Source organism: Microcoleus sp. BROC3, from assembly GCF_036702515.1.
Classification (GTDB): domain Bacteria; phylum Cyanobacteriota; class Cyanobacteriia; order Cyanobacteriales; family Microcoleaceae; genus Microcoleus.
In genome coordinates this window covers 37,647-58,075 of record NZ_JAUBTQ010000016.1, presented here as the reverse complement: position 1 = coordinate 58,075, position 20,429 = coordinate 37,647, and the positions used below count along the sequence as shown (strand labels likewise).

General features: G+C 46.4%; 12 protein-coding genes and 1 pseudogene. 7 read left to right on the top strand and 6 right to left on the bottom strand.

Translation table 11 applies throughout. From position 1 onward, the window contains the following. Position 1: 1 nt before the first annotated feature. Complete coding sequence (locus QUB30_RS12605) at positions 2-5,647, bottom strand: PAS domain S-box protein (RefSeq protein ID WP_333333646.1); 5,646 nt, start codon at positions 5,645-5,647, stop codon at positions 2-4. A 998-nt stretch (positions 5,648-6,645) separates the two neighbouring features. Between QUB30_RS12605 and QUB30_RS12600 the strand changes: the two genes are divergently transcribed. Both QUB30_RS12600 and QUB30_RS12595 read left to right on the top strand, forming a co-directional pair. After that, a complete protein-coding gene (locus tag QUB30_RS12600) occupies positions 6,646-8,157 on the top strand; it encodes a mechanosensitive ion channel domain-containing protein (protein WP_333333644.1) in 1,512 nt (503 codons plus the stop codon). Positions 8,158-8,167: 10 nt separating this feature from the next. Next, positions 8,168-9,340, top strand: coding sequence for a flagellar assembly protein H (locus QUB30_RS12595; RefSeq protein ID WP_333333642.1), 1,173 nt, complete (start codon positions 8,168-8,170; stop codon positions 9,338-9,340). A gap of 88 nt (positions 9,341-9,428) precedes the next feature. Here QUB30_RS12595 and QUB30_RS12590 read toward each other — a convergent pair whose 3' ends face one another. After that, positions 9,429-10,040: a TetR/AcrR family transcriptional regulator gene (locus tag QUB30_RS12590; protein ID WP_333333640.1), complete on the bottom strand. Its 612-nt coding sequence runs from the start codon at positions 10,038-10,040 to the stop codon at positions 9,429-9,431. Between the two features lie 113 nt (positions 10,041-10,153). On the opposite strand from QUB30_RS12590, the gene QUB30_RS12585 reads away from it, so the two are divergent. The 3 genes from QUB30_RS12585 to QUB30_RS12575 all read left to right on the top strand — a co-directional run bounded on the left by QUB30_RS12585 (position 10,154) and on the right by QUB30_RS12575 (position 13,800). Continuing rightward, on the top strand, positions 10,154-11,581 hold the full coding sequence (locus tag QUB30_RS12585; protein ID WP_333333742.1) for an HlyD family efflux transporter periplasmic adaptor subunit: 1,428 nt from the start codon (positions 10,154-10,156) through the stop codon (positions 11,579-11,581). A 64-nt stretch (positions 11,582-11,645) separates the two neighbouring features. Continuing rightward, positions 11,646-12,830: an ABC transporter permease DevC gene (gene devC / locus QUB30_RS12580; protein WP_333333638.1), complete on the top strand. Its 1,185-nt coding sequence runs from the start codon at positions 11,646-11,648 to the stop codon at positions 12,828-12,830. Positions 12,831-13,083: 253 nt separating this feature from the next. Continuing rightward, positions 13,084-13,800, top strand: a complete 717-nt coding sequence (locus QUB30_RS12575) for a DevA family ABC transporter ATP-binding protein (RefSeq protein ID WP_333333635.1) — start codon at positions 13,084-13,086, stop codon at positions 13,798-13,800. Between the two features lie 116 nt (positions 13,801-13,916). Here QUB30_RS12575 and QUB30_RS12570 read toward each other — a convergent pair whose 3' ends face one another. The 3 genes and pseudogenes from QUB30_RS12570 to QUB30_RS12560 form a co-directional block, all read right to left on the bottom strand. Continuing rightward, positions 13,917-14,975 (bottom strand): glycoside hydrolase family 104 protein, encoded by a 1,059-nt coding sequence (locus QUB30_RS12570; protein ID WP_333333633.1) that lies wholly within the window; start codon positions 14,973-14,975, stop codon positions 13,917-13,919. A gap of 101 nt (positions 14,976-15,076) precedes the next feature. Next, positions 15,077-16,340 (bottom strand): annotated as a pseudogene (locus QUB30_RS12565) (glycosyltransferase). 533 nt (positions 16,341-16,873) lie between these two features. Then, complete coding sequence (locus QUB30_RS12560; protein ID WP_333333631.1) at positions 16,874-17,791, bottom strand: YihY/virulence factor BrkB family protein; 918 nt, start codon at positions 17,789-17,791, stop codon at positions 16,874-16,876. A gap of 114 nt (positions 17,792-17,905) precedes the next feature. Between QUB30_RS12560 and QUB30_RS12555 the strand changes: the two genes are divergently transcribed. Beyond that, complete coding sequence (locus QUB30_RS12555; protein WP_333333629.1) at positions 17,906-18,991, top strand: hypothetical protein; 1,086 nt, start codon at positions 17,906-17,908, stop codon at positions 18,989-18,991. 368 nt (positions 18,992-19,359) lie between these two features. Further along, positions 19,360-20,253 carry a CNNM domain-containing protein gene (locus QUB30_RS12550; RefSeq protein WP_333333627.1) on the top strand — a complete coding sequence of 298 codons (894 nt, stop codon included), beginning with the start codon at positions 19,360-19,362 and terminating at the stop codon, positions 20,251-20,253. Here the strand turns inward: QUB30_RS12550 and QUB30_RS33835 are convergent. Next, positions 20,226-20,405 (bottom strand): Rieske 2Fe-2S domain-containing protein, encoded by a 180-nt coding sequence (locus tag QUB30_RS33835; protein ID WP_445300492.1) that lies wholly within the window; start codon positions 20,403-20,405, stop codon positions 20,226-20,228. The two genes, QUB30_RS12550 and QUB30_RS33835, sit on opposite strands and share 28 nt — an antisense overlap. Positions 20,406-20,429: the final 24 nt, after the last annotated feature.

Genomic DNA, 20,429 nt, shown 5'->3' with positions numbered 1-20,429 from the left:
CTTACTTGTAGGACTCAATAAACGTTAAAATCTCTTCGTCTTGAAAGTCCTTTGCCATCTGATGCAATCTTTTAGCAAAGGGAATGTATTGGGGATCTATTTCTTCCAGTAATACCGCCTGCTTAACTATTTCTAGGAAATTTCCTTTCATAGCCAGCTCGTATAGCATTTCCATTTCTGTAGCAGGCGGGGCAATTAGCTCATCGGTGTCTGAGGATCTCGCCTGTGGCTCTTCATTAGCTTCATAAACCCATTCCAAATCAAGATACTGTTGTAATTTTTGCAGGAGCTCTGTTGCCTGAATAGGTTTGGGAATAAAGGTGTTGCCTCCTGCTTCTAAACTTCTGTATTGATCGGTTTCAAATACGCTGGCCGAAGACACAATAATGATGATGTCTTTGAAATTTTCCGATTCTCGAACCCGCTTAATTACCTCGAAGCCATCTAGTTCGGGCATTAATAAGTCGGTAACAATTAAATCGGGCTGCACCTCTAGAATTTTTTCCCAGCCTTCCTGCCCATCGTTCGCTTCAAACACCTCAAAGCCGATCGGACTGAGCAAATTGTTAATTACCGAACGGTTAGCCCATTTGTCATCAATAACCACAATCTTAGGTTGGCGGTGTTTGATGCCGATAATCTGCCCGTGATGGTCGATTTGAGACGTTTTCACCCATTCATCGGCTTGAGGCAGACTAACATCAAACCAGAAAATACTGCCAACATTCATCTCACTTTGAACCTGAATGGTACTGCCCATTAGTTCTACAATCCTTTGGCTAATTGCCAGTCCCAATCCCGTACCTTCCGTCTGCCGCCTGCGATCGCCTACCTGCTCGAAGGGCTGAAAGATAGCTTGGAGTTGCTCTTGGGCAATGCCGGTACCTGTATCGCGTATTTCAAAGCGAATTTTTCCTTCTGTTGCAAAACTGACTATAAAAGTAACACGGCCCTCATCCGTAAATTTAATAGCGTTGCTCAAAAGATTAAATAACACTTGTCGCAAGCGTTTTTCATCCGCACGAATACCGATCGGCAGTTCGGGGCTTGAAGGAAAATGAAAGTGAATTCCCTTAATTTCAGCTCGGATGCGACACATTTCTGCTACACCTTGCAGGAACGCCGGGAAATGAAAATCGGTGGGCATTAGTTCCACTTTCTGTGCTTCAATCTTCGACAAATCGAGAATATCATTGATTAACGTTAGTAAATGGGAACCGCACTGATAAATGACATCAATGCGCGATCGCTCTTCTTCATTCAAGACTTTGGAACGCTGAAGAATCTGCGCGTACCCCATGATGCCATTAAGCGGAGTCCGCAATTCGTGGCTCATGTTGGCAAGGAATTCACTTTTGGCCCGACTAGCTGCTTCTGCGGCTTCTCTAGCTTTGGCCTGTACGAGTTCTGTTTGTTTGCGATCGTGGATATCGATACAAGTGCCAACCCACTCCCGGAGGCTGCCATCTTCATCCAGAAGTGGCACCCCTCTAGCTTGGAAATAACGATAGTTTCCATCCGTTCCGCGCATTCGATATTCCATCTCAAACATGCTTCTCGTTTGCACTGCTTCCATCCACACCTGAACTGTTCGTTCACGATCGTCCGGGTGGATTGTATCTAACCAGCCAAAACCAACCCCCTCAGCTTCCGTTTGTCCGGTGTAAGCTCTCATACTCGGTGAATCCTGGCATCTTCCTTCAGCATCCGTTGTCCAGACAATTTGGGAGATGGCAAGGATTAGGGAACGATAGCGTTCTTCGCTTTGTTTGATAGCATCTTCGGCTTGTTTGCGATCGTGGATATCGGTGCAAGTGCCAACCCACTCCCGGACGCTGCCATCTTCATTCAGAATGGGTACCCCTCTAACTTGAAAATAACGATAGTTTCCATCCGCTGCGCGCATTCGATACTGTATGTCATACACGCTTCTCGTTTGCGCTGCTTCCATCCACACCTGAGCCGTTCGTTCGCGCTCGTCCGGGTGAATTGCATCTAACCAGCCAAAACCAACCACTTCGTCTACGGTTTGTCCGGTGTAAGCTCTCCAACTCGGTAGATCCGGGCATCTTCCTTCAGCATCGGATATCCAGACAATTTGGGACGTGGCAGCGATTAGCGAACGATAGCGTTCTTCGCTTTGTTTGAGAGCATCTTCCGCTTGTTTGCGATCGTGGATATCGCTACAAGTGCCAATCCACTCCTGGAGGCTGCCATCTTCATCCAGAATTGGTACCCCTCTTAGTTGAAAATAACGATAGTTTCCATCCGCTCCCCGGATTCGATATTGTACGTCATACAGGGTTTTCGTTTGCACTGCTTCCATCCACACCTGAGCCGTTCGTTCGCGATCGTCCGGGTGAATTGCATCTAACCAGCCAAAACCATCAGCCATCTCAGCTTCGGTTTGTCCGGTGTAAGCTCTCCAACCCGGCTGATCCACGCATCTTCCTTCAGCATCCGCTGTCCAGACAAGTTGGGACGTAGCAGCGATTAGCGAACGATAGCGTCCTTCGCTTTGTTTGATAGCATCTTCGGCTTGTTTGCGATCGCTAATGTCATTATTAATTTCGAGTTGGGCAATCGGCTTTCCTTCCCCATCGCGCTGTAATGTCCAGCGACTTGCCACAATAATATCCCGACCGTCACGGGTGGTATGGTGCAGTTCTGCTTCCCAACTTCCCTGCTGGAGAAACTCTGCAGTTACGGTTTCTAACGGTTGAGGGAAGACTGTTTGCAAGAATGTGTGAATGTACTCCCCGACTACTTCGGCTTTTGTCCAACCATAGAGCTTTTCTGCACCTTGGTTCCAGTAGATGATGCGGTCATCCATATCTCGAATAATGATACTATCGCTTGCTAAGTCGAGTATTTCTAGGGTTTGACGGAGCGTTTGCTCGGCTTGTTTGCGATCGCTAATATCTCGTGATATGGCGATAATGCCGAGGATATTGCCCTTAGCATCCCGCCAAGGAGTCTTGGTAGTGAAAAAGGTCGCGGTGGTCTCACCCTGAGAGACCTCTTCCTCGTAAGTCTCAGCGATTCCTGCTGCCATGACTTGGCGATCTTTTGCCATAGCACGGACACTCTCATGCGGTAGTAATTCCCAATCATCTTTGTCGATGATTTCTTCAATTGACTTGCCCAGGAAGTTTGCCACATTGGAGTTAACGGCAACATAACGCCCTTCCCGATCTTTAACGAAAATGAAGTCTGGTGTACTTTCCAAAATAGAGTTGAGCAGTGCATTGCGATCGCGCAACTCTGCTTCCATTTGTTTGCGATCGCCAATGTTTCGTGCTATGGCGATCAGACCGAGAATATTGCCCTGAGCGTCCCGCCAAGGGGCTTTTGTGGTTAAAAAAGAAGTGATGCCCTTACCATTAGAAACATCTTCTTCGTAGCTTTCAGTAGTGCCTGCTTCCATGATCTGGCGGTCTTTTGCCATTATTGCAACCGCGGCAGCAGGGGGAAGGAGTTCCGAATCATCTTTACCGATAATTTCCTCAATGGGTCTACCGTAAAAGGATTTTGCCACGTCGGAATTAAGGGCAACATATCGGCCTTCCCGGTCTTTAACCACAATTATGTCTGGCGTACTTTCCAAAATAGAGCTCAGCAAGACGTTGCGATCGCGCAGCGCAGCTTGCTGTTGGCGCAGAGCTTCTTCAGCTTGTTTGCGATCGTTAATGTTTCGTGCTATGGCGATCAGGCCGATAATATTGCCCTGAGCGTCCCGCCAAGCGGCTTTTGTGGTTAAAAAATAATTGCTGGTCTCACCATTAGAAATTTCTTCTTCGTAGGTTTCAGTAGTGCCGGCTTCCATAATCTCGCGGTCTTTTGCCATTATTGGAACGGCTGCCACAGGGGGCATCAGTTCCGAATCATCTTTACCCACAATCTCCTCTATGGGTTTACCGTCAAAGAAGAAGTTTGCCACCTCGGAATTAAGGGCAACATATCGGCCTTCCCGGTCTTTAACCACAATTATGTCTGGCGTACTTTCCAAAATAGAGCTCAGCAAGACGTTGCGATCGCGCAGCGCAGCTTGCTGTTGGCGCAAAGCTTCTTCAGCTTGTTTGCCATCGGTAATATCTGTATTAGCACCAACCCATTCCCGAATTGAACCATCCGCCTTCAGAATTGGTACACCACGACAACTCATGTAGCGATATTCTCCGTCATAGCGACGCATACGAAATTCAACTTCATAGAGCGATCGATTGGCAACAGCAGTTGACCAGGCAGTGGCAATATAGGAGCGATCGTCTGAGTGGATCGTGTCTAGCCAGCCCCATCCCTTGTAATTATCAAAGGTCTGTCCTGTAAATGCACTCCAAGTAGGTTGCTCGATCGCCATTTCGCCGTCCGCATTGCAGATCCAAATAATTTGAGCGGTGGCTTCCATCAAAGAACGAAATCTTTCTTCACTTTGTTTGAGGACATCTTCTGCGTTTTTGCGATCGCGAATATCGCGCGTAATAGTGGCAATCCCTACCGGTTCATTAGTCTCTGGATGTCTAATCAAAAATAGGGTGTAATCTACCAGGATGGGTTGACCTGTCTGGAAATGTCTGAAGCGGAAATCACTCCGCCAACTTCCCTCTTCCATTACTGCAGGCAGAATAGACTGCTGTACCAAGTCCAAATCTTCTGCCATAAAGAAGTCGGTCATGTGTTTGGTTCTAGCCTCGTCCAAACTACTGAGTCCCACCAAATCCAGACCAGCTTGATTCACGAGTATAGGGCGACCATCCATTGATGCAACGCCAACAAAGTCACGGCTATTCTCGATCGTTGTAGCGAGCAATTGCCTTTCTTCCTCTGCTTTTTTGCGATCGCGCAGCGCAGCCTGCTGTTGGCGAATATCCCGCACAATAGTGGAAATAAACTCGACTTCACCCGCTTCGGTTTTGTGGACGATTAAAACCTGGGAGACTGGAATTTCTTCCCCATCGCGTGACAAAAATAGGATTTCACCAGCCCAACTACCCTCTCGCAAGGCGGTGGGAATTATTTCGTTGTGGAACTTTGCTTTTGCCGAGGGAGCTAATACAGAATCTATAGTAAACGGCGATCGTGCTTCCTCTAGGGACATCCCCAGCATTTCCTGTCCGGCTTGGTTGAGATAGACGCTATGCCCAGCCGCATCACAAACTCCTACTAAGTCGGAAGTTGCTTCTAAAATTGCCGTCAGTCGTGCCTGCTTTTGTTCTGCCCGCTTGCGATCGGTAATTTCAATTACAATGCCACCAAGACCAAAAACCCTGCCATTTTCATCCAGCAAAGGATAGTAAGATGCTTGCCAGTAGCGGACGATGCCCGGTTGTTTCGGCGTTTCACCCACTAATTCAGAGTCGAGAACGGGCTTGCCTGTATCCAGAATGCCTTGCAGAATTGGTTCCACAGTCGGAGCCAATTCTGGCAGCACTTCACGCACTGACCTACCAATATGGTCTGCCACACAAACGCCATTCATCTGGGCCAGAACTTCGTTAATTTGGACATACCGGAGTTGGCGGTCAAAAATCAGCATTCCGGCGTTGGCACCTGCAAAAAAAGCGTCGAAGTGAGCCTGTCGCAATACCTGTGCTGTTGTGCTCTCTTGGTGTGGCGGTTGGGTTTTCTCTGGTGGGAATTTGCTCATGTTGGCTCGTGCATTTCAGCTTTTATTCTAGAACTTCTGTCCAATGGTGCGATCGCAAGGTTTTCCTTTTTTCCTATTTGGGTACTGAAAAAAACGTTCATTAGCGCGACCATTAGGCTTTCAATCTGCGATATATGTATCCCTTGCGACACTCTTTCCCTTAATTATTCGGATGTATCGCCAAGTATTTCTATTTCCGATCAATTCTATTGCTAATCAATCCTCTCTGTAGAACATTGGTGACAACTTAACCTAGGGAAGCATTTGTCAATCAGCAATTATGCTCAGCATTTACTTATATTTTGGGTTGAGAACTTAGATTTGGGCGATCGAGGAATCATGTCTCGCGCCATATTTATTTCCACCCACCCCCAAATCGCGAATTTTCCACTCCTGAACAAGCAGTGTTTTCAGTAATTTTACGGATTGACAAATGCAATTAAGTTTTAATTTGTCCGCAATGTCGGTAGAATGCCAAGTATTCTGGGAACGTTCTCAATTTTAGCTAGATCCGTTAAATTTTCAGTTAGATATTCTTATATATACACAATACGGACGCAACTGGCCTAGTGATAGAAATATCTCTCCCACCAGTTAAATTCATTGTAATATTAGGAGATTTGACTTGTCCACTTAAACAGTTATTCCATAATCCCTGATTAATTTTATCACAGAAAATCAACAAACTTTTCGCTAAAAGTATGCTAAACTCCCAGATAGTTAACGTTGACTAAAGTTAGTAGGGGGGATTGGCATTAATAATAGATGATTCCGCTATTTTGAAAATGTGGCACGCTAACCCTAGGTATGGGAGGAAATTATATCCTAAAAATTGGCAAGACGGATAAAGGCGTCGTAGTCTGAGCAACCACAGATATATGTCAGCAATTCAGTTTTTTTACCCTAAAAATATGTCAAAATTCGTGATAACGAGTTCAGTTTTTTATTGTCAGACGGAGAACTAAGGACTTTATTACTTACTGCCAACGGCTTAAAAAATGGAAACAAAAATAATATTATTTACTGACTTTAATTTGAACGCAATACCAGAAGAATTATTAACACAGCTTTTCCAACTGTTTACAGCAACCCTATTTAAAATAGGCGAGAATCCTGTATCGCTGCAGTCACTGGTGGAACTAATAGTCTTGTTTATGGCGATCCTTGTCATAGCACGATCTTTTACCAACTTTCTTAAGGAACGCTTGCTAGTCAGACTGGGAATTGACGAGGGAAACAGGGAAGCCATCGCAGTAATTATTGGGTATTTAATAGTAGCTTTGGGCGTGATAGTCGCCATCCAAAGCATCGGCTTCAACCTCGCTTCTTTTGCAGTAGTTGCGGGGGGATTGGGAGTGGGAATTGGCTTCGGAATCCAAGATTTAACAACTAACTTTGTCAGTGGGTTAACGCTGCTTTTAGACAGGCCTGTGAAAGTCGGAGACTTTGTGGAATTAGAAGGATTAATGGGAATCGTCAAAAAAATCTCGATTCGATCGACCATCATCCAAACCACTGAGGACTCTAGCGTTATAGTTCCCAACAGCAAAATGATTAGCAACAAAATTGTTAATTGGAGTTACGAAAACTCGCTACTATGTTTGCGAGTTCCCGTAGAAGTAGCCGAGAATAGTAACCCGCTGTTAGTGACAGAAACTCTGTTAAATATTGCTTACGCGGAAGCGGGAGTTTTATACGAACCGAATCCGAAAGTATTGTTTGTAGAGTTTGGCGATGATAGTTTTAAATTTGAACTTTTAGTTTGGACGGACAGGCCGACTGAAAGAGAATTAATTAAAAGTTCTTTGAATTTTGCAATTGAATACAATTTCCGCCACCAGAAAATCGAATTTCCCTTCAATGACAGAGAAATTTATTTGCAAAACCCCGAAGTTCTGTTGTCAATGTTCAACAAAAAAGAAACTGCAATTGATCTCCCGAAGAGTTACTCGGAAAATGAGCAGAAACCGCCAATTTTGGCAGAGAAACTGAAAAAGCCATCGTCCCTTAGCTGTTTGCTGCGAGAGGTGGAATACTTTGAAAACCTGACCGATCTTGAATTGCGGCAGTTGATTGAAGTTGGATACCGCAAAAGGCTGCGATCGCAAGAATTTTTGTTTCACGAAAACGACCCCGGAGATGCTTTTTACATGATTCTTTCAGGTTCAGTAGAAGTTTTTGTAGAAGCTATTGACAAACATCTGAATAACCTAGGTAGTGGTCAGTTTCTCGGAGAACTTTCTTTGATGTTGGGCATCCCCAGAACTGCTTCGGTAAGAGCTTTGGAAGAAACAATTTTGTTTGCCATCAATAAAGAAGGTTTCCAGAAAGTTTTAACTGAACGACCGGATTTATCTGAACAGATTATTAAAGAAATAGTCAAACACAAAGAAGAACTCCGCGAGAGACAGAAATTATTGCGAGAAATGGAATTGGTAGATGCCGCAGAAGAGGATGAAAATCCTGTAGAATGGGTGAGAAAACGGCTAAAAGATATATTTACTGTTTGAAATAATTTCTATGACGCGATTTATTCACGATCTCTTTGCCAAAGAATACCTGGAGGAATTGCTGTCGCCGCTCGGAACGGTTAATATCGGCCGCGATGTGACTTCAGAAGTCCGAGAAATCGATGTTTATTTCACTCCCAGCACCGCAATTCCCGAATACTCAGAAACCCTGGGATTGTTGGGAAAAATGGCAAACACAACGGCAATTTTTGAACCGTTTTGCAATCCGGCCAACGTCAGCGAAATTTGTAGCTGTCTGGGCAAGTTATTGGACGTGCGAGGTGAATTGGAGCGCAAATTTAGGAGAGAAAATACTCGCTATGATGATGCTCAGTTACCGAAACTGTGGATTTTGATGCCCACAGCATCGAAAGCATTGGTAGATAGCTTTAATGCGATACCAGACACAGATAATTGGATGCAGGGAATTTATTTTTTGGGGGAATCTTTGCGGACTGCAATTGTGGCGATTCACCAGTTGCCAGAAACTCCAGAAACCCTGTGGTTGAGGATTTTGGGCAAAGGGGGAGTGCAGCAAAGGGCTATTTCCCAATTAAGCGCTTTAGCTACAGACGATCCGTTGCGGATTATCGCGCTAGAATTGCTGTATCGGTTACAGTCAAATTTAGTAACCGATGCGCCACAAGAATTAGAGCCAGAAGAGCGGGAGTTAATTATGGCCATTGCACCACTTTTTCAACAACAAATACAAGCAGCACAGCAACAAGCTAGAGAAGAAGGACTAGAACAGGGACTAGAACAAGGACTAGAAGAAGGACTAGAACGAGGGCTAGAACAAGGACTAGAACAAGGGCTAGAACGAGGCAGACAAGAACAACAGCGCTTAATCTTAGAAAACTTTCTGCGAGTTAGATTTGGAGAATTAAGTCCAAAAATGACAGTTTTTCTATCTCCAATATCCAAGTTGGCGGCGGCGGAATTTACAGTTTTGTTGCTGGCAATATCGATGCTGACAGTCGATGAAACAGGGCGCGAACAGGCGGTGAAGTTGTTAGCTGAAAGTGCGTTGCAAATACGATCGCCTGAATTGGGCGATATTCTGCCTACAGCCGTTACTAATTTATTGGCGTTGCCTGTGGCAGAATTGACATTGTTTGTAGAACAACTGCCAGAGTTATCGGCTGAGGAATTGAGGGAAAGGTTAGGAAAAACACCTGACTAAAACCTGCGATCGCAGCCATAAAGGGATCTCGCTCTTTATGGCATTTAAATAATTATCCAATAAAATTCCTAGATTCTGTCGATCGCACTTAGGAATTGGACTGCGGGGATAAAACCAAGTGCAGCAGACCGTCGATCAGTCGATCACGCTCCATTGGGATAATATCTTTGCCGTGCATCATATGCTGCGTTAACTGGAAATATACCAGCGATCCAATAAAAATCCGCGCCGTTGCCTCCGGATCGGATAATTTTAACTCTGGATGCGATGCCAAATATTGAGTGAGCCGCTCGATCCCCGGTTTAGCTAAGTTTCTCACAAAAGTCTGCGCTAGCTGGGGAAAACGCCCCGACTCCGCAATCACTAACCTCACAAAATTGAGAAATTCAGGTTCCTGGGTCACCTGCTCTAATATAGTTGTGGCAACGAATCGCAGCGCTACGGCCGGTTCTTCATCCAGAACTGTAAAATGGACTTTTTTTCGCGCCAGCCGCTGTACCAAGGCCACGAATAATCCTTCTTTATCTGCAAAATAGCTGTAAACCGTGGCTTTGGAAACTCCTCCCGTCTTCGCTACCTTGTCCATACTCGTGCCCGCGTAGCCGTGGGCTAAAAATTCTTGCATCGCACCTTGCAGGATTTGCTCGGTTTTGTCACTTGCTGCCGCGCTGTCTGGTTCGCTGGGTTTTGTCCTGGCCATCGCTTGTCTTTGTAATTCTTGCTTCGGGTCTTGACATCATTATACTGAACGGTTTAGTATTTCAATTAGAACTAAACGGTTTAGTTTTAGCAACCTAAATGATGAGGTGTGTCATGGTACACCGAGTAACAGCCGACGGCTTATCCTCAAATCCATCCCTAGTTAAACAACTCCTAGTTGTGGCAGCAGTAGCAACCCTGGCGGCAGGGGGAACCACAGGCTACACGATCTGGCGATCGCGCATACCCGATCCCAACGCAGTAGCAGCAGCAGCAGCCGTCACAGCATCCCAATTAAGGACAGTTACAGCCTTGGGACGACTCGAACCCAGAGGAGAAGTAATTAAAGTCTCCGCCTCCGGTGCCGCGGAAGGAAACCGGATCGATCGACTCCTGGTAAAAGAGGGAGACAGGGTGAAAACAGGTCAGGCGATCGCAATTTTGGACAGTCGCGATCGCCTGCAAGCCGCCCTCGACCAAGCTCAAGAACAGGTGCGCGTCGCTGAGGCAAACCTAGCAAAAGTGAAAGCAGGAGCCAAAAACGGCGAAATCCAAGCCCAGAAAGCGACTATTAGCCGTTTATCCGCCGATCGCAGCAACGAGATCACAGCGCAACAGGCGATCGTCAGCCGCCTAGAAGTCGATCGCAGCACCGAAATTGCAGCGCAACAAGCCACAATTGCTCGCATCAGGGCCGAACAGCAAGGGGAAATTCAAACTCAAAAAGCCGCAATTGCCCGCCTACAAGCCGAACTCCGCAACGCTCAAAGCGAGGATCGGCGGTACTCCCAACTCTATGAACAGGGAGCAATTTCCGCCTCAACTAGCGACAGCAAAAGCCTCGCCGCCGAAACAACTCAACAGCAACTCAACGAAGGAAAGGCAAAACTAAATCAAATTCAGCAATCGCGCCAACAGCAGATTAACGAAGCCCAAGCCAAATTAAATCAAATTCAACTATCGCGCCAACAGCAAATTAACGAAGCCCAAGCCAAACTCAGCCAAATTCAGGAATCTCGACAACAGCAGATTAATGAAGCCGTGGCAAATCTCGATCGCATCGCCGAAGTGCGTCCCGTTGACATAGCAGCAGCCGCCGCCGAAGTCAGTTCCGCCACTTCAGCAGCCAAACAAGCCAAAGCCAATCTGGATCTAGCTTACATCCGTGCTCCCAGAGACGCCCAAGTCCTGAAAATTCACACGCATCCGGGGGAAAGGGTAGGAAACGACGGCATTGTCGAACTCGGACAAACTCGCGAGATGCTGGCTGTTGCGGAAATCTACGAAAGCGATGTGGACAAAGTACGCCTCGGACAAACCGCCAAAATTACTAGCGATGCTGTGACCGGCGAATTGGGGGGAACTGTCGAATATATTGGTTTGCAAGTGCAGCGGCAAAACATTGTTAACACCGATCCTTCTGCGAATATTGATAGTCGAATTGTGGAAGTAAAAGTGCGCTTAGATGAAGCTTCCAGCCAGAAAGTAGCGGGATTAACCAATTTGCAAGTCAAAGTGGCGATCGGGGAAATTAAAGATTAAGAAGACTTAAACCGCAGGGTCGCTTTCTTCAATCCAAAATCCAAAATATAAAATCTAAAATCCTATGATTGGACTCATAAAACCCTTACAACAGTTAAGACGCAGAACTTCCCTCGGATGGCTGCAACTGAGTCACGACAAAGGGCGAATGGCTGTTGCAGTAGCAGGAATTGCCTTTGCTGACGTTTTGATGTTCATGCAGTTAGGCTTTCAAAATGCGCTTTACACCAGCAATACGCGGCTGCATCAAGCCTTGCAAACAGACTTAGTTTTGATTCACCCCCAAGCGCGCAATTTGATTAATTTGTCTTCCTTCCCCAGGCGCAGATTGTATCAAGCAATGAACGTACCAGGTGTGAAATCAGCCGAGCCGCTTTACGTGAAAATTGCTAACTGGAAAAATCCCGAAACTCGGCGCGAAACGTCGCTGATGGTGGTCGGTTTCAATCCCGATCGCCCTGCGTTTGCGCTTCCAGAAGTTAACCAAAATTTGAGCGCGATTAAATTGCCGGATACCGTGTTGTTCGATCGAGCTTCTAGGGGAGAGTACCAAGGAACGATCGCGCAAATCGATCGAGGAAAAGCCGTTAAAGCTGAGGTCGAGCGACGCACGATTAACGTCAGCGGTTTATTCACAGTTGGGGCATCTTTTGCCGCCGACGGTATTTTGATGACTAGCGATCAAAATTACCTGCGCCTGTTTGCGAGACAAAACGCCGCGAGTGTTAATGCCGGATTAATTCAACTGCAACCGGGTGCTGACCCCGTGGAAGTTCAACAAGTTTTGAAAGCATATTTACCGCCGGATGTCAAGGTACTAACCAAACAAGAATTTATCGATTTTGAGAAAAACTATTGGGCTAAGAATACTGCGATCGGCTTTGTGTTTAATTTAGGCGTAGCGATGGGTTTTGTAGTTGGTGTCATTATTGTTTATCAAGTTCTCTCAACCGATGTCAGCGATCACATGGGAGAATACGCTACTTTCAAAGCGATGGGCTACCGCAATGTTTATTTACTCGGCATCGTTTTTGAAGAAGCTCTAATTCTTTCCCTCCTCGGTTTTTTGCCGGGAGTAGGAGTCTCTTTCGGACTCTACTCTTTAACTCGCCAAGCTACAAATTTACCCCTTTATATGACGCTGCTAAGAGCATTTATAGTATTACTTTTGAACGTGATTATGTGTACTATTTCTGGAGCAATTGCCACTCGCAAACTGCAAGCAGCCGATCCAGCAGATATGTTTTAAGGGAAAATGAAGAAGACAGTCTGAAGGAGCAAAATCTGGGTGATAAAACCTTTTATCAGACTGGGTGGTTGAAACCTTCCCTACACAAAGGAAGTCCGCCTCCGCCGACTAAAAAATAAAGGGGTATTAAAGCTCGATTTGGTATAAAGTCCTGACTCCAAACATATTTTTTATAAAATCATTCTCTTCTTCTTTCTCTCCGTTCTCCGCCGCGACGAAAGCGATTTATTCTTAAACCTCAAACCAAAAAGTTATGAATTCTACTACTCTCTACCCAACAACCAACGCATTACACATTCCTGCACCTGTAATTTCCGCGCACCAACTCGACCACTACTTCGGTCAAGGTCAACTGCGAAAACAGGTGCTTTTTGGCATTAATCTCGACATTAATGCAGGTGAAATCGTGCTGATGACGGGGCCTTCCGGTTCGGGAAAAACTACGCTTTTAACTTTGATTGGCGGGCTGAGATCCGGTCAATCGGGAAGTCTCAAAATTATCGGTCAAGAAATGTGCAAAGCGAGTTCAGACGAATTGGTAAAGGCGCGACGCAAAATTGGCTATATTTTTCAGGCGCACAACTTGCACCGCAGTTTGACGGCGCTGCAAAACGTGCAAATGGGTTTGGAAGTTCACGGCAATTTGTCGCGTTCTCAAATGCGCGATCGCTCTGCAAAAATGCTAGAGTTAGTAGGACTGGAACAGCGGATTAACTATTATCCAGATGATTTGTCGGGAGGACAGAAACAAAGAATTGCGATCGCCCGGGCTTTGGTCAGTCAACCGCAAATTGTTCTAGCTGACGAACCGACAGCCGCGCTGGACAGCAAATCCGGTCGCGAAGTGGTGAATTTGATGCAGCAACTTGCCAAAGAACAGGGTTGTACTATTTTGTTAGTAACCCACGATAACCGAATTTTGGATATTGCCGATCGCATCGTTCACATGGAAGATGGAAAATTAGCCTAATTTTTTAATTCCCGAAGAATAGACATCACCCATAAATCCCTCATTTTCAATTTAGGATGTCAAAATTTAATCCAAAATTGCCAAACTCGCATCTCAACTCGTCCTTGGACTGTTGACTAATTGCTAACAACCAATCCCGGGCGGTCAATCCCCAAATTTTGCAGGTACATTGCTTCAAGTTTGGGCATTGACGATTCTACAGAACCGCCATAACGCCGAAAAGAAGGCCAGATGTAAGCGAGTTTTCTCACTGCTGACTCCAATCGACCCGCTTCTATATCTTCTAATGCACCTTTTTCTCGGATTAACTCTATAGCCATCAAATCTTGATTTTCTGGGCTGAAATCGCGGACGCCAAATTTTTTGGCAAATCTGTCCCAAGTGGTGCTGAGAAACTGATATCGCCCTGCTGCGTCGGAACAGAGTTTTTTGCCGTAGCGGCGGCCGCACCTCATTTCCCTGGGATGATCTTGAAAGCCGACAAATTTCGTGCCGGTGTACTGGGTGCGGTAGCCGTCGGGGCTAGCGGTTCCTTCGGCGGCGGCAATCGTGTCGAGAAAGGCTTTGACTCGACGTTCCGGGCCGATGCTATCGAGTCTGCTATCCTGTCTGGGCTCTGGTGAATTCAGGGTTGCAGTTTCCGGCGATCGATCGCGCTTGATGTTATCCTCTCTTTTGTCTGGTGAATCGATCGCCGCAACTTCCGGCAGGCGTTTCGGGGCGGGCGAGCTTTCTGGCGAGACCGATTGTGCCCACAGCAGCCTCGGCGTCATTCGACCTAAGAAAAAGCACAAACAGATTAACAAAGTCCAAGAGATTCTAAAACGGAGGCGTTTGGACAGTTGCCTGCGCTGCCGCACCGGCCACCCGTGCAGGGGGATGGCTGCGGGCAAGATTCCCGTTTGCTGGCCGAAGGCGAACAGCGATTTCAGCGCTAGCAAGGTTTGCTTGTAGAAACCGGGTGCAAGTTTTCGAGATCTCATTGCTGCAGCGAAAGTCTCGACATCAGTCAGAGTCACTTCTGCCAGCGGTTTTTCTACAAACAGCCGAAAACGGTTGGCCGCCTGCCAGCTAAAGCGCTTGCTGCGGGGGGATTTGCGCTCCACCCAGAGGCGAATTAGCTCGATGTCTGAAATGGGTTGCAGATGGCTTCCCAGATGTTCTGGCGCGTACAAGAGTACCTCCTGATATCACTTCTAGTTGAAGGTTCCCAGTGAGAACGGATGAGGGACAGGGGATCGAGGGAAACTGGCTTCAACCATACTAAGTGATACTACTAAGCGCTCACCGGGTCAAGCTGAAGGGCTGATTGTTCGAGCAGTTGAGTGTAAAGTTGACTGAGTTGGGAGGCGATACCGTCCCAACTGAAATAGGTTTCGACGCGCTGGCGGCCTGTGTGTCCGAGTTGCTGGCGCCATACTGAGTCAAGTAACAAGCGATCGATCGCATCGGCAAAAACAGCTTCATTTTTCGGCGGCGCAAGCAAACCTGTTTCTTGCGGCACTACAGTATATTTGAACCCTCCCACGTCGGAGGCGATTATCGGCGTGCCGCAGGCCATCGCTTCAATGGCGACTAAAGCGAATGGTTCTTAGTGGCTGGGAACGGCGCACACATCGGCGGCGGCGTAGTAGGCGGGGAGAATGTCTCGGCTCAAGCTGCCCGGAAAACTGGTAATGTCGCTCAGGCCGAGTTCTTCAACTATGCTGCCGATACGATCGCGCTCTTTGGCGTCGCTTTCCCCCGCACGCCAAAGAGCGCCAATTATGAGTTTTATCGGCTTTGGACACGGCCGACAGACTGACGGCGCGGACTAAGGTTTCTATGCCCTTGCGGGGGTCGAAACGGCCGACGTACAACACGACTTTGGTTTCGGGGGCTATGCCCAAGTGGCGGCGGGCGGTCGATCGGGCGATCGAGCCGAACCTTTCAATGTCGGTACCGCAGGAAATGATGTCAATATTTCCTTTTGAGGAAACCAGAGACCTCATGTGTTCTTTTTCTTGGGGACTGGTAGCCACCACGCGATCGGCTGTTTCCAAAAGTGTTTTTTCGACTTGCAGCCTGGTTTTGGCAATCATCGGAATTGTCGAAACCGACTTGTATTTAATTGCTGCCAAAGAATGGTAAGTGTGAACTTGCAGCAGGGGTTGCTATTTTTTCAACTTTATTCCCACCCAAGAAGAAAGCCAGTAATTTGTGTGAACTAAGGGATATTGAAAGCCTGACTATAACTGAAATTTCTGAAATTCTCGAACAAAGATTGGCAAATATCCGTAAATTTCGTCGCGGGCAATAAATTATTGCGGCCCTGCTACTAGCCGAATTGTCCCGCAAATGGGACTGTGATCTACAATTCTTGCTTGTTGGCGATCGCCTGAGCGGGTGAACATATCAACTTGCCACCCCTGTTTCGCCAGATCTTCCCATACTTGACGCAGGTAAACATTTTGCCCGCCCGCTTCTTCTTTGCCCATTTCCACAGCCGGATCGCCGTGTACGGAGATGAGGGCGATGCGTTTTTTAGTTAATAAAATCATGATTGTTTACCACAATTTAAAAATAACTTGCCGGAGAAGATTGAAAGTGCTATTTTGGCTGCTGGGCCGGGACTGGAATCTTCTAGCTAATGAGTATTAAAGTCAAAATGCGGGATCGGTAAATCATCCTTCAGGGATAAGTTGCAGGGAAAAATTGAAAGAGAACTTCCTTCTGCTGACAGAGACGTGCAGCAGATAAAAATCTAGATAATCTAAATGGAAATGAACGAGGGTGAAGGGAATTTCCCGGATTTAAGTAGGTGTCAAACTCAAACCTGCTTACAGCTTGCTGTTCGAGATACCAGGTCAGTCGAAGGTAGAACTTTTACTCCTCTGGATCGATAGGTAGGGCTTTGGAGAAAGCAGAAGTAGGTCATCCCAAAGACAGAATGTTATAGGCGATAGAAAAAAAAGCAAAATTATTGCATTCAAAATTTTTCTGGGCTGCCTTCTGCCTTCTGCCTTCTGCCTTCTGCCTTCTTCTGTCAAACCAGGAGTGCGAATTTAACCTCAAATTTCCCGTTTGTCTAATGTTAAGACTTGTTCCTATGTTTGCGTGCGGAGGATTCCCCGTTTTCGCTGTTGAGGATATTCTTTCGCGAACCTTGCATTCTGGAGCCGTATCGGTTAGCCCAAACTTGGGTAAACTCGGCACCTAAGAACAGAATTTGAGCGGAATAATTAATCCAAAGCAGGATAATCACAAACGAGCCAGCAGCACCGTAGGTAGAGGCAATACCGCTACCTCCGAGGTAAACTCCAATTAGGGATTTGCCGATCGTAAACAGCACTGAGGTGATGGCGGCGCCGATCCAAACATCATTCCAGGCAAGATTGACATCGGGCAAAAGTTTGTAAATTAAGGCAAAAAGCAGCGTAACTACGCCAAAGGAGAGAGCAAAGTCCACAATCTGCCAAATGTTGATTGGTAATTGCAGCCAGTCGTTCAACCAATAGCTGACGGCGGCTAAAATGGCACTAATTACTAAAGATACTAGCAGTAGAAAGCCTATGCCTAAAATCATTGCAAAAGACAATACGCGGTCTTGCAAAAATCCCCAGATTCCGCGTCCGGGAGGAGGTGAAACATTCCAAATAGTATTGAGGGCTTCTTTAAGATTAGTAAACACGTTGGAAGCACCCCACAAAAGTGTAGCGATGCCGACTAGAGTAGCAATCATTCCCGACTTGGGTTCGGAGGCTTTGAGGATTAGTTCTTGGACGGTTTGGGCACCATCTTTGCCGATTAAACTTTGGAGCTGGGCGACGATTTGACCTTGGGCTGCGTCTGGACCAAAGACTAAACCGGCGATCGCAATTACGATAATTAGCAGCGGGGCCAGGGAGAAGACTGTGTAATAGGCTAGGGCGGCGGCTAGGGTTGGCGCTTTATCTTCTTGCCATTCAGTAAAAGTTTGTTTGAGCAGCGATATGACTGTTTTTATGTTCACGGCATTTGGTTTCCTTATACTTGTCGTCCACCAAGGGATCTTAATAGGTTAAGAGTTTTTTAGCGTCGGCCACAAGATAGATTTATCGACTAGCAAATTCGGAAAATTACTTTTATGTCAGATTCCCACAAAACTGTTAACACCACCGATGTAAAGTTGTCCAAAAAAGCAATTTCTTGGGCAAAACTGAGCGCATTAGTAGCGGTGGTCAATTTTTTGCTGGTACTTTTCCATTTCAGTTACCTTCAGTTGCGCCCTGTTTATCAGAGCTATTTTCCGGGTTTAGTTAAAATTTACGACCCGATTAAAGGCATTGATTCAAGTTTGCCAAATCCGGAATATTTGAAAAGCGCCGACCAGTTTTGGCGAATTGATGCGTTGTTTATCGGTTTTTTTGGGGCGGAATTTTTGATTAAAAGTCTGTTCCACACCCGCCGTAAACCGGGGGTAACTTGGTTTGATTTTGTGCTGAGGCGCTGGTACGAAGTGTTTCTGGTGATACCGATTTGGCAGGGGTGGCGGATTCTGCCGGTATTGGTGCGGCTGCACAAGTCGGGTTGGGTAAATCTCGATCGCGTAGTTGCTCAAGTTACCTACGAACCGGTGGCTTATTTAGCCAATACGATGTCGGAATACATGATGGTGCGGTTTATCAATCAAGCTAAAAGTTCGATAAAACAGGGCGACGCGGCGCAGATGTTGCTGGCGCAGCAGCCGTACCTTCACGTCAATCAGGAAAATACGATCGAACAAATTACCAAGCGGATTTTGGATCTGACAATTTACAAAGTTTTGCCGCAGGTGCAACCGGATTTGGAAGATTTGCTGCACCACAATTTGGAAACAACAATCAAACAGTCGGATTTCTATCAAATCCTGCAAACTTTCTCTCCGATTAATATTTTGCCTACTGAGATGACGGAACAGCTAGCGAATTATTTGGCTCAAACTGCTGTGGATGTGGTAGCTACTACTTATGAAGACGATAAAGGTCGAAAAATTCTAGATAATTTCAGCCAAGAATTTAATCAAAGTTTGCGGCGAGAATTGCAAGATGAGAAAACTCTCGGGGAATTGCAGTCGCTGCTGTCGGATTTGTTAGAAGAAGTGAAGTTGAATTACATTCAAGGCGGGTTGAAGTCCGATCCGGAGCAGACGTTTACGGAAATTAACTCGCTCCGGGAAGTAAGGGAGAGTTGATACAGCAATGAGTTCCGGTTTTGTGAATTAGATTCTTTTTTTAACCCACATCTTGCACCATTGTCAAGAACAGGCTTTCCGGCCTGTTCCACAATAAAATTCATCTCTTGTGGAACAGGCTTTCCGGCCTGTTCCCAAACAAGTAATTGAAAATGGTGCAAGATCTCAGTTAAAACGAACCGCGAAGACGCCAATTGCGCGAAAGAAGACAAGAGAAAGAGTTCACAAGTTCTACGAGTAAGGTGCGCAATGCGCACCTACGAATACGGGTAGTGGGGATATCCGCAATGTCTGGCGCTCAATCTATCTCCATCGCAAGCTAAAATTAAATAATTAACTGAAAACATCTATCGTATTAGATATCTATCTTGAACAACATTACCTCGCTAGAAATAGAAGTCGCCGAAACAGTGCTGAGATTAGCAATGTTGCTGGGCTTAACACTTGTAATCGCGTTTTTTGTGGCATCAGAACTAGCATTAGTATCAGCCGATCGCCATCAAATCCGCCAACTTGCCCAGTTGGACGATCGCCCAACCGCTAAAACTGCCGAACTCGTCCACCAAGCTCAGAACAACATACCGCATTACCTGTCTGTGACTCAAACTGGTACAACAGCAGGGAGTTTGCTGTTGGGTTGGTTGGGTGAGGGAGCCACTGTACACTGGATCGAACCGTGGATCGACAAATTGCCGATCGGTCATTTGCCGGCGGTGCTGACTGCTCATTCGATCGCAGTTCCCGCAGCTTTTATCTTAGTAACTTACGTAGAAATAGTCTTAGGAGAACTAATCCCCAAAGTATTAGCAACCCACGCCCCAGAACGCACTGCTTTGCTGCTGATGCCAGCCCTCGAACTATGCTCAAAATTACTGTGGCCGCTGCTAGTAATTCTCAACGGTACGGTGCGGCTGCTGACAGGTTGGATTACCAGTAAAAAGTCTCAACCCCTGCTGTTACCTTCCGAGGCAACTCTCCTGCAAAAAGATGCTCATTCGGCACTGATTTCTGGTCTATGGGAAGTGACAGCAGTTAACGAAAAACTCGGATTAAACCTGCCGACAAACCCAGCTTACCAAACAATCGCCGGATTCGTGATCCACAATTTAGGTAAAATCCCAAATCAAGGCGATCGGCTATTGTGGGGCGAGTTGGAAATAGAAGCAGAAAATGTGGTAGAAGGGAGTTTAGAAACAGTGCTAGTGCGTCAGGTAACTCGCCCTTTGTTTGAGACTCAGCAGCCAGAACTCGTGTTAAATTGATAGCAAATCGGGGTGCAAATTTGATTGTAGATCCAACCGTGATAATGGCATTGCAATGCGCCGCTACAAACTTTTCCTGCGGATAAAGGACTGCTGCGGTGCAACGAGCGATCGCGTAATGTGGCAGTTTGTCCATCTTCAGGGCGAAAAATTGCTAGCCACTCCCCGTCAGGCGA